Origin of the sequence: Megasphaera stantonii (genome assembly GCF_025567065.1) — a bacterium.
Lineage (GTDB): Bacteria > Bacillota > Negativicutes > Veillonellales > Megasphaeraceae > Megasphaera > Megasphaera stantonii.
Map to the genome: position 1 here is coordinate 1 of NZ_JAOQKD010000035.1, position 11,110 is coordinate 11,110.

The 11,110-nt window shown below is 37.6% G+C and carries 10 protein-coding genes; all 10 read left to right on the forward strand.

Features of this window, described 5'->3' with window-relative positions:
- A partial coding sequence (locus OCV58_RS11790; RefSeq protein WP_267312920.1) for a dynamin family protein occupies positions 1-1,576 on the forward strand: 1,576 nt, incomplete at its 5' end.
- Between the two features lie 27 nt (positions 1,577-1,603).
- The gene (locus tag OCV58_RS11795) at positions 1,604-3,895 is read left to right on the forward strand and encodes a dynamin family protein (RefSeq protein ID WP_154877956.1); all 2,292 of its coding nucleotides are present in this window, start codon (positions 1,604-1,606) and stop codon (positions 3,893-3,895) included.
- A gap of 15 nt (positions 3,896-3,910) precedes the next feature.
- On the forward strand, positions 3,911-4,477 hold the full coding sequence (locus OCV58_RS11800; RefSeq protein ID WP_154877957.1) for a hypothetical protein: 567 nt from the start codon (positions 3,911-3,913) through the stop codon (positions 4,475-4,477).
- A 5-nt stretch (positions 4,478-4,482) separates the two neighbouring features.
- Positions 4,483-7,671, forward strand: coding sequence for an ATP-binding protein (locus tag OCV58_RS11805; protein WP_154877958.1), 3,189 nt, complete (start codon positions 4,483-4,485; stop codon positions 7,669-7,671).
- Positions 7,671-8,498 carry a DNA/RNA non-specific endonuclease gene (locus OCV58_RS11810; protein ID WP_267312921.1) on the forward strand — a complete coding sequence of 276 codons (828 nt, stop codon included), beginning with the start codon at positions 7,671-7,673 and terminating at the stop codon, positions 8,496-8,498. The genes OCV58_RS11805 and OCV58_RS11810 overlap by 1 nt, the downstream gene beginning before the upstream one ends.
- A gap of 2 nt (positions 8,499-8,500) precedes the next feature.
- Positions 8,501-8,782, forward strand: coding sequence for a hypothetical protein (locus tag OCV58_RS11815; RefSeq protein ID WP_154877960.1), 282 nt, complete (start codon positions 8,501-8,503; stop codon positions 8,780-8,782).
- 45 nt (positions 8,783-8,827) lie between these two features.
- Positions 8,828-9,535 carry a YaaW family protein gene (locus tag OCV58_RS11820; RefSeq protein WP_154877961.1) on the forward strand — a complete coding sequence of 236 codons (708 nt, stop codon included), beginning with the start codon at positions 8,828-8,830 and terminating at the stop codon, positions 9,533-9,535.
- Between the two features lie 35 nt (positions 9,536-9,570).
- Complete coding sequence (locus OCV58_RS11825) at positions 9,571-10,206, forward strand: hypothetical protein (RefSeq protein WP_154877962.1); 636 nt, start codon at positions 9,571-9,573, stop codon at positions 10,204-10,206.
- Between the two features lie 39 nt (positions 10,207-10,245).
- Positions 10,246-10,626 (forward strand): hypothetical protein, encoded by a 381-nt coding sequence (locus OCV58_RS11830; RefSeq protein ID WP_154877963.1) that lies wholly within the window; start codon positions 10,246-10,248, stop codon positions 10,624-10,626.
- Between the two features lie 49 nt (positions 10,627-10,675).
- Positions 10,676-10,936 (forward strand): hypothetical protein, encoded by a 261-nt coding sequence (locus OCV58_RS11835; protein WP_154877964.1) that lies wholly within the window; start codon positions 10,676-10,678, stop codon positions 10,934-10,936.
- Positions 10,937-11,110 lie beyond the last annotated feature (174 nt).

An 11,110-nucleotide genomic window follows, 5' to 3' on the forward strand; every position in this document is an offset into this window, starting at 1 on the left:
CGGCGTGTTTTGGGCTACCATACGCCGTCAGAGCTATTTGATGCATTCCTCGATGAAGTTTATGCTAGTGAGTGTGTTTCCTGATTATGGTTGTTCAAATTCAACTTGCAATTTACCAGGAAAATGTTATATGAAAAAAGTATTCATAAAATATAATCCGTACAAGTTAGAGACAACAATATCAGTCGACGAAAATCCTTTCATCCAAAAGAATAATACCTACTTACAAGAATGGGCAGAAGACTTGCCTAAGTTACTTTGCGAGAGGTATTCTGATCAATTTTTCGATATAACGTTCTATGGTCCATTGGCTGATTATGCTGATTTAAAATCCATTTTTTCAGAATATTGTTTAAAACATAAAACATTTAATGTGTTATTAGACAGAATTCATGTGGAAACGGTCGAAGATAAAATACGCCGGCTTGACGAGGTGTTTCAAAAGCTCCAAGACAAGTCGATAGATAAACTTTATACACAGGAAATTACAGATGTATTTAAACAGCTGCACAATAATGAAATTCAAGTATGCGTGGTCGCTCCTATGAGTGTTGGTAAGTCTACATTAATCAATGCGTTGCTAGGAGATAAGCTGTTGCCATCGAAGCAAGAATCTTGCACCTCTCTGGTTACCTATATCAAAGAGATAGATTCCCCAACGGATTCTTGGAAAGTACATGTTTACGGTCGGTCATATGAAAATGTAACCTTAAAGGATATGCAAAGACTTAATAGTGATAATAGCATATCTCAGATTACTATAGAAGGAAATATCCCTTTTATATCGGACTGTCACATGCGTCTTGTGTTGATTGATACTCCGGGACCTAATAATGCACGAAATCAGTATCACCGAGAAAGACAACAAGAACTCTTGAGCCATTTATCGCACTCTCTCATCATGTATGTTATGGATAGCACATTTGGTACCACCGATGATGATGAACTATTACGTTCTATCATCAAGGAAAGGAGTGGTCATAATTATCTCAGGGATAGATTCATATTTGTCATCAATAAAATGGACGAGCGTAAACAAGAAGACGGCCCTATGGAAAAAACGTTGGCAGACATTCGTACATATTTAAAAAGTCTTGGCATAGTAAATCCTTTATTATTTCCAGTCAGCGCACTGGCTGCATTGAATATCCGTATGGTACAGGCTCAAAAAGCTGATAAAGAATTGTCCGAAGATACGCGATGGATGGTTCAAAAATTAAATAAGCGCTCTTATACGCAGTGCGAACGGTTAGCTCCATTATCTTGCAATAGCGCCAACAAAATTGTCGCACATTTGAAAGATAATAAGGATATCTATACAGAGGCGTTAATTCATAGCGGCATTCCTTTTTTAGAAGAAGCTCTTAAGCAATATGCAGAGCAATATGCAAATATAGTAAAAATTCGAACTACCGTGGAAATACTGAAAGAACTGTTTCAAAAAAGTGCTGAAAATAGAGCTCAGAAATACAAAAAAGAAGACGGATTTAAGGAGAAAATCATGTCACCCATTGAATTTTCTAAAGAAAGCATCAAACAAGTAGAAGATACATTAGACTCCATATTAGATATTTAAAGTAATACCCTTTAAGGAGGTTTTCTTATGAAAAAAGTATTTATCAAGTATAATCCGTATAAGTTAGAAACCAAGATCACAGTTGATGGAAAGGAACTGAAAGAAAATAGTCAAATTAGAGAATATTCTCTAAATACACGTATACAGGAATGGATTGAAGAGTTGCCAACGCTCTTATATGAAGAATGTAACGATACGGATTTCGATATTACATTCTACGGTATACAGCCTGACTACGATGATTTGGAAGCAGTGATTTCCCAATATCGGCTTGAGAAAGATAAACCAAATTTAGTATTTCAATTACATCACAAACAGGCAAAGAAGATACCAGATAAAGAAGCCAGTATTGAGAGGTTATTCCAAGAGATTCAAAAAGGATCTTTTGCAGATTTAAAAAAGGGCCCTATAAAAAATGCATTCGAGCAATTCAAAAAAAATGAGTTTAACATATGCGTAGTCGCTACGATGAGTGCAGGCAAGTCGACGCTCATCAACGCTATGCTTGGTGAAAAATTGATGCCTTCAAAAGCCGAAGCGTGTACAGCAAAAATTACTTATCTTAAGGATAATGACAACAAAAATGGAGTATGGAAAGCCGATGTATATGGAAAAAATGGAGAGAAGATTATAACTTATGATAAAGCGACTCTTAAAACTATGCAGGAGCTTAATAGTAATGAAGACGTATCTGTTGTCAAGGCAGAAGGAAACATCCCCTTTGTTTCAGCTAAAGACATTTCCCTTGTTCTTATTGATACACCGGGGCCTAATTATACCCGGGATGGCAGGCATAAAGAAATTCAAAATAATTTTCTTGTGCAGTCCTCCAAAGCACTAGTTTTATATGTCATGACGGGCACATATGGTAATAATGACGATAACTCTTTATTGCAGACTATTGCTGAAAGTATGTCTGTAAGAGGAAAACAGAGTAAAGACCGTTTCTTATTTGTTGTAAATCAAGTAGATGGCAGAAAAAAGGAAGACGGGGAATTGAAAGATACATTAGATAGTGTTCGTGATTATTTGGCAGAAAAAGGTATTGTAAATCCACACTTATTTCCTACAGGAGCGCTTCCGGCATTGAATATACGCCTGGTGCAAAATAATTTAGCTGATGAAGAAGCTATGGACGAAGCGGAATTTGCTGTGAAGAAATTAAATGAAAGAACATATCTTCAGTGCGATCCATTTTCTACGCTTCCGGCCAGCGTTGCTGAAACAATTTCGCAGCAATTAGACATGGCAAAAGGCAATGATGATGCCTATGAAGAAGCCTTGATTCATACGGGTATTCCTTCTTTAGAAGCAGCGATTCGCCAATACGTAGAAAAGTATGCGAAGACTGCCATGATTAAAAATATTTATGATACATTTACGCGTCAGGTTGAAGAGACGAAGGCTTTTGAAAAAATCAAAAAAGAGCTTTCAGAAAGCGAGGAAAAAAGAAAAAAAATACAAAGCGACATTCAAGAAATAAAGAGAAAAGTCAATGATATTAAGAAAGCTCGGCAATTTGAAAAGGACATGGATGAAGCTATAGATAGAATTAATAAGCAATCAAAGGAGCTTATCGACGAAATTCAATATAAATACCAACAACAATTGTCTAAACAGCTTCTTCAAATGCGCGGACGCTCTCTGACACTACCTGAAGCCATAGAACTAGGTCAACAACTCAAAGTAAAATCTGAAAAATTAGACCATCAATTTCAGGATGACCTTAGTAAACTCTTGCAGAAGCAATTAATAGAGGCAGCTAGTAAAGTTCTTGAACGGTATAAAGAGAAAATTGCTTCTTTTGCAGCAGATATGTCTAATCCGAACACCATAGTCATTGATCCAATACAATTGGTTGGCAGTACTATACCGAAAGTGGATGAAGACTTTATTCAAAAGCTTAAAAAAACGCGACGGGTAGCGGATGGCCAGGAATGGATTCCTAATACTGACAAGGCTTGGTATAAACCTTGGACATGGTTTCAAGAAGAAGGGTATTATCGGACCCTATTTAAAGACGTTCAATTTGTTTCTGATAGAGAATTAGCACAAGATCTTTTAAAGCCTATTCAACGTAATTTAAGGGAAAATATTGCTAATGCTCACTCTCATGCATTAGTTCAGTCCGGAAAAGTAAAAGAATATTTTATGAAAGAATTCGAAAAAATGAAGAAGGTATTGAAATCTAAAATGGATGAATTAGATGAGGCAGCAAACAAAGAAAACCATACAAAAGAAGAGATAGATAAAATCAAAAAGAATCTAGATTGGCTTAAACGAATTCAGAATAAATTTAATGAAATAGTAGAAATCTAAAAAAGAGGTGTCATTATGTCTGATAATACATTTTGCGAAGATGTACGAGCGGGGAAAATTCTTGACGTACGCATTATGATGAAGGATAGTCTTTTACTAGATCCCTCTTTTGCTGAATTTTCAAAAATGGAAAAGATTGCTCGCTCGATGCCCGGCTTATATGATGAACACGATGGAAGCGCGTTCATTACAGATAGGTCCTTATGGAATGACGATTATATGAACGAGCTCATGGTTCAAATTCTTGATAATTTCTCTCACGAACGAATTGTTCATTTAAAAGAAGTGGTTCGTTACTTGCATCCTTCCGAAAAGGAGGTTCCTGATTCTTCTAATTTTCCTCTTTCAACGGATACGCCTTCTAATTCATCCGGCAATGATGGCTCTCACTCTTATCAGGCGCAAAAAAAACAAGATCAGTACTCCGGACGATACCAAGGAAAAAAGATAGGAACTGGCGTGGTTGTGGGGGCAGTTGTTGGCGGTACTATTGCGTATGCAGTGGGTACAGCCGTAGCGGTTGGCGTAGCTGTAGGAGCTGTTGCAGGCGGTGTAGTTGCGGTAGCAAGTCAAAAGAGGTGATCATTATGCCATCTAATCATGAAATATTGACGTATGATGCTTTGACGGCTCAATTAAATAATGCCGGACAATTAATCAATAACGTCGTATTAAAAAAATATTTACATTCCCTGAATTCTTTGGATATCGTTCCATTAGACAAAGACGCTGAAGATTTGAATAATATTCGCTTATTTAAAATCACGGAAATGGTTTATCAAAAAGACGAATATTCTACGTATAAATTTGCTTCCGTATTTGACGCCGTACAAAGTTTAAATTGCGGAATATTTGTTATTGCTAACAGCGATGGACGTAAAACTGAATTTTATATGGGCGTTCGTTCGTATGATGAAAAGCATACGACAAAATCTCTTAAAGATACCCTAAAAAATGCCTTATGCGGGCAGTTTCCCGGTGTAAAAGTTGCCGATTTATTAGATTCGGAAGCGCAAAATCTTTTGGATCGTATTCCAACACAAGATATTGTGTCTGTATCCTGTGTTGCAAATAATAAAGATGATGATTTTAATAATAATACTACCTTTATTCAAGGATTAGAAAAATTAGCATTAGCAATGCAAGGTCAGATCTATACGGCAATTATATTGGCAAATAGCACTTCTACTTCACGTCTTGACGAAATTCGCCATGCTTATGAATCCATTTATACGCAATTGTCTCCCTTTGCGACGATGCAATTATCCTATGGGAGTAATACAGCGCTTACAATTTCTCAAGCATTATCTCATAGCCAGACAATAGGCACTTCACATTCGACGACTATATCTGAAAGTACGAGCACAACTGATTCGGATAGCAAAACAATGGGCCACTCCGTTTCAAAGCAAGATATTGATGCGCTCAAACAAGCGGTTGCTCGTGCATTAGCAAAGAAATCAATTTCGGTTACAGCAGCTGCGCCATTTATAAGCGGTCTTTTATCTTTGTTTTCGACAACAGTTACAACATCAGATTCTCAAACAGAAAGTCATAGTGAGGGAAAGACAGAGACAAAGGCTGATACTGAGACGGAGAATAAAAGTGAAGGTACTACTGAGACTATTACGCAAGGCACAACAACTGGTACCTCAACAACCATGCAGCTTTCCAGACAAAATAAGACGGTGCTGAATACGTTAAACAGAATTGACTTGCAGCTGAAGCGGATTGATGAATGTGAAAGCTTAGGCATGTGGGAATGCGCCGCCTATTTTTTGTCAGATAGTCAGGAAACGGCTGAAATGGCGGCAGGTACATATAAAGCGTTAATGAAAGGCGAAAACTCAGGATTGGAAACGTCGGCGTTGAACTTTTGGGGGCGTAGAGACTCTGCTAAGCTTCCCATGTTGAGAAGCTATCTTACTAATTTTATTCATCCAGCCTTCGTATATTCCTCTGATATTGGTAAATTTCCAGTGACTGCTGCATCTCTTGTCAGCAGCAATGAGCTGGCGATTCAGATGGGATTGCCTCGTAAAGCTGTATGTGGGTTCCCCGTTATTGAGCATGCCGATTTCGGTAAAGAAATAGTAACATATGGACATAATGTACCGAAAAAAAAGCTGCATTTAGGGAAAATCTTTAGTATGGGAGCAGAATTGGATACAGAGGTTGCCTTAGATGTCGATTCCCTGACAATGCATACTTTCGTAACGGGATCTACCGGGTCCGGTAAAAGTAATACTATCTATAAAATATTAGAACAACTTCGTGCAAATCATCGTATTCCATTTATGGTCATTGAGCCTGCTAAAGGTGAATACAAAGACATTTTTGGACAATACCCTGATGTAAGTGTTTACGGAACTAATCCGCAAAAAACGGCACTGCTAAAACTAAATCCTTTTCGCTTTCCTAAAGATATCCATGTTTTAGAACACTTAGATCGGCTCGTTGAAATATTTAATGCATGCTGGCCTATGTATGCAGCGATGCCCGCCATTTTAAAGGAAGCAATAGAAAGAGCATATGTTGAAGCCGGATGGGATTTAATAACTTCACAAAATCAAAAAGGCGCACAATATCCTAATTTTTCCGACTTATTTGAACAGATTCGTCAAGTAATCAGCGAATCACAGTACTCGGCTGACGGAAAGAGCGATTATTCTGGCGCATTATTGACCCGTGTCCACTCATTAACCAATGGCCTAAATAAATTAATTTTTTGTAATGAAACTGATATTACCGACACGGAACTGTTCGATGAAAATGTAATTATTGATTTGAGTCGTATCGGTTCTATCGAAACAAAAGCCTTAATTATGGGATTATTGGTCATGAAGCTTTATGAATACCGTATGGCCCTTGGCAAGAGCAATAGCCCGCTATCTCATCTAACGGTATTGGAAGAAGCACATAACTTGTTAAAACGTACGTCTACTTCACAGATTTCTGAAAGCGCAAATCTGCTTGGAAAATCAGTAGAATTGCTTGCCAACTCTATTGCTGAGATGCGCACATATGGAGAAGGTTTTCTTGTTGCCGACCAATCTCCAAACTTGCTTGATATGTCAGTTATTCGCAATACCAATACAAAAATTATCTTGCGCCTTCCCGACAAAGAGGATGATAAATTAGTTGGCTATGCTGCTGGTCTAACCGATGACCAAATAGACGAATTAGCAAAATTGAAAAAAGGCGTAGCCGCCGTGTATCAAAATGATTGGGTTGAACCTATTCTTGTGCAAATTAATAAGTGTAAAACAGTACCTAAGCCATATGCGTTTACTCCTGCTACCAATCAATTAACGAAAAGGGAAGTAAAAGAAGAGCTACTTTCATTTTTACTTCAAGGAAGAATAAAGACTCGACTTCGTTTTTCTCCAGAGAAAATTAAATCTGGGTTACATCTGTTGATGCTTTCTACGCCCCTTATAGAGTTTATCAAAGAGCAACTATTTGAATATGAACAGACAAACAAGCTGACTCTTTGGTTACCGCATAATTTCGAATTATTGTCCAGAAGGATAACGGATATTTTAGGTGTTCGTGATAGAGTAAGCGATTGTATGCTGCATGCATCTACAGATAGTGAACTAACACATATGCTAGAAAATATAATCTGGCAATCTGTTCCTAATGCGTCAAGGGAACAAGAATGTATGTTAATGCAATGTCTTGTGAAAGATTGGAGTACACAGCCAGAAGAAGAAAATCTTCGAAGAAGAGTTTGGTATAAATGGGCGCATCAACTGCTGAAAGGAGGCCGGTAATGATGTTTGACGCATTTAGAGAAATAGATGAAATCCCTGAAAAACTAATTGGCTATGTAGCCGATTCTCCTTTAGGAAAAGCTGCTGAACAATGGGATATACCAAACGACGATATAATGGATGAGTTACTTGAATTAGATTTTGATACAATTAAAATCGACGACGTCGGGGAAATTTATAGTGAAAATGGAGAATTAAAACCAAATGCTACTTATATTTTAAATAATACGATTTATAAAACCGATGACATGGGGCGAATCACTGACTGCGAGGCTGTGCCGCAATATAACCCGGACAACTCTCGCGATAATCAAGAACAAAGGATAGCGGGCGGTGAAGATCGTCAACCAGGCGATCAGGGCGGACATCTTCTGGGGAGAGATATAAATGGTGATCCAGGTATAGGAAATATGATAGCCATGGATTCCCGAATCAACCAGAGCGACTATAAGCGAATGGAAAATGATATCAAGGCTGAGCTTGAGGCCGGTAGGAACGTATCCATGAAAATACATATTATGTATCCCGATGAATCTAAACGGCCTGATAAGATTATAGTAAACATCGTCACAGAAGAAAAAAATATAGTTTATAAGTTTGATAATGATCTTGATGGCAAATTGCTTACCGATGTCTCTCCAAAAGGAATCGAAAATGTTCAGCAAATATTAAAAGATACGAATGGTCAAATTTCTTCTATTAAAGAAGAATATGATAAATATGGAAATTTAGAGAAAACAACTGTTTGTATTACCTATACTTCAGAAACCGGCGAAGGTCAAAAGACATATCGAACGTATTGCGTAATGGATTCTAGGGAGGCTTAGATATGGATGAATTAAAACAATATATCTATAAACTGGTTGCTAGATTGCTTCCTGATACTGAAATGATAGATATCACGGCGTATGTCGACGACTTCAGCTACTCTATTGAATTTTGGGTTACTATAAATGGAAATAAAATGCAATGTTTCGAAATGGTTGATCATGGGATATTAAAAGAAAGCGATGTAAATTCCCTAAATCAGTCCATTGCCAAGTTTATACGCCAATTACCTAATTATAAAAAAGATAGGCTTAATAAAATTACCCTTACTATAAAGAAATAACGTGTACTATATTTAGTATAAAATGCAAAATAGGAGGTATTTTTTATGTATCATGATCCTGATTTAGATATTTTGAATACTCTTTCAAATGATGAACTAGAGCCCATTGTAAAATTGATTACGGAAAAGGGCACTCTATCAGAATTGTTAACATGCAACGACAAATATAAAGCTCATTATCCAGACCACAAAAAATATCTTGATTTAATAAAAGATGAGCTGGCTGATATGGGAGGAAATTCGTTTGCCAATATCTTTAGAGGACATGGCGTTTCGTATCGGGAAATGCTGATAGATGTAAGCGATAAATTGAAAGTATCTTATAATAAACAAGCTCCTATTGAACGGATTGAACAATGTTTATTAGAAAAGGTATTGGAAGATGCATGGGAAAAAATGGACCAGAAAGAAAAAGAAACAGTATTAGAAAATTTAGGAGATACTACTAAATTTTTTACATCCATGTCCAGCGGCGTTTTGATTTCTTTATTTAGAGCCGGAGGCTTTACTTCATATAAGCTTTCGTTAATTATCGCTAATGCCGTATGCAAAGCGATCTTGGGGCGCGGACTATCTTTAGCATTAAATGCGGGGTTGGTAAGGAGCTTATCTGTTTTAGCAGGTCCTATTGGAATAGCTCTTTCCGGACTGTGGATGGCTATCGACCTTGCTGGTCCGGCATATCGTGTAACAGTACCTGCGGTTGTATATATCGCTGCATTACGTAATGCACAACTGCATAAGGAATGGTAAAATATTTCTTTATCGTTTGACCGGAGGTGATAGGCATGCCGACCATTCATAATAGATTTACCGGACTAAGCATGGAAGCAGACTATTCCGTATTGCTTGATAGCGACTTGTATCCCAATGATACGTGGAAGCGAGCTGCATATGTGATCCTCGGCGTGTATCCTTCGTCTCGAGAAAATTTAGAATATGTTGTCCGACATGGAGGCGGCTATTTTGCATTATTTAATCGCTTGAAGCCGTTGCTCATTCCCCTTCATTGGCAAGATGCTGCCTATGAGATTGCAAAATTCTTCATAAGACAAGAACCGGATATGAGTACCTTTTTGCATGAAATTGGCGAACAGGAAGTGCATAATATAGCCTCCTCCATAGCAGTTGCCGAAGCAATCTTTTGGTTTCTCCGATGGAAGGAATCGCAAGAAAATTATAAGTTTATCTCAAAACTTCGTTCCCCCTTTAGAAATCGTATGTCTCAACGTTCGTTATTGTCGCCGCTATCTCTTCAGGCACCTCTACCATCAATGCCGGAAGAAGACGAGCGTCCAGCATGGTATACGTCCAATTATGTAGCGAAGATGTTATTAGGTCATATAACAGAAGAATCGTCAGACGGATGGGAGTTTTATCTGGCTTCGAAGCAATACGACCATGTAGAGGAAAAGCGTGATTAAGTCACAGTCTAAGGAATGTATTGTAAGGAGGAATTTCACATGAAAAAAGTAGTTATAGCTTTAGGTATTATGCTTTGTTTGGGGATAGGGAGCTGCCTGCTGACGACTGCACCGTTGGTTCCTGTTGTATCTGCCGCTTCGATTGAGGTCAACCGCAGCAGTGCTTGGTTCGACAAATCCAGCCGTATGTTTGGCGCAGAAGTTATATTTAACGGCGAACGGATAACTGTCGCGTACTGGTGTATTCCCAGTGGCAATGTAGAAAAGGTATACCAGCGTAAGAACGGTTCTGACTGGGTATTTCTCGGAACGCGTGGTCCGACAAATGTGGATTACCACTTTCCCAGTCGGGATTGTGCGTCTTTATTTATCAATGTAGGAAATGTAGCAGCCCAGTCGCAGGGGTATGACCACTTATAAGATTTGCTTTGTCATATATCATTTATTTCGATTGCAAGGAGGAATTATTATGGGTAATAAATTAATTGACGTATTACCACATCTGCCTAAAGAAGAACTTATTCCTTGGGTAAGATCATTTGCTGGTCCATTTGTAATTGAAAATTATCCAAATTGGGAGAATTATGATGAAGAATTTTATGAAACCCTTAAAAAAGAATACAAAGAAGGTTTTCAAAAAAGATTAAAAGCAGGAGATCTTACACAAATACTTCCTGGAGAAGCCCCATGGTTGTATACTACCCAACTTACAAACAAAAAGGAGAGATAAATTATGCTAAATACGTTTAGAAAAGTTTTAGGATATATAATTAGTATGGTATGACTGTGTGAAATTTTTTCTATGGTTAATTGTAAAATGAATTTGAACAGGTAATCAAAAAACAAAAATCCATAGTGAAGCTTCATGTTAAAATGGTTTTGCGAGAAATCATCAACAAAGGAG

What these genes read in the sequence shown, in the direction of transcription:
- OCV58_RS11795 (WP_154877956.1), top strand. Translation starts at nt 1,604, where the DNA reads ATGAAAAAAGTATTTATCAAGTATAATCCGTATAAGTTAGAAACCAAG.
- OCV58_RS11800 (WP_154877957.1), top strand. Translation starts at nt 3,911, where the DNA reads ATGTCTGATAATACATTTTGCGAAGATGTACGAGCGGGGAAAATTCTT.
- OCV58_RS11805 (WP_154877958.1), top strand. Translation starts at nt 4,483, where the DNA reads ATGCCATCTAATCATGAAATATTGACGTATGATGCTTTGACGGCTCAA.
- OCV58_RS11810 (WP_267312921.1), top strand. Translation starts at nt 7,671, where the DNA reads ATGATGTTTGACGCATTTAGAGAAATAGATGAAATCCCTGAAAAACTA.
- OCV58_RS11815 (WP_154877960.1), top strand. Translation starts at nt 8,501, where the DNA reads ATGGATGAATTAAAACAATATATCTATAAACTGGTTGCTAGATTGCTT.
- OCV58_RS11820 (WP_154877961.1), top strand. Translation starts at nt 8,828, where the DNA reads ATGTATCATGATCCTGATTTAGATATTTTGAATACTCTTTCAAATGAT.
- OCV58_RS11825 (WP_154877962.1), top strand. Translation starts at nt 9,571, where the DNA reads ATGCCGACCATTCATAATAGATTTACCGGACTAAGCATGGAAGCAGAC.
- OCV58_RS11830 (WP_154877963.1), top strand. Translation starts at nt 10,246, where the DNA reads ATGAAAAAAGTAGTTATAGCTTTAGGTATTATGCTTTGTTTGGGGATA.
- OCV58_RS11835 (WP_154877964.1), top strand. Translation starts at nt 10,676, where the DNA reads ATGGGTAATAAATTAATTGACGTATTACCACATCTGCCTAAAGAAGAA.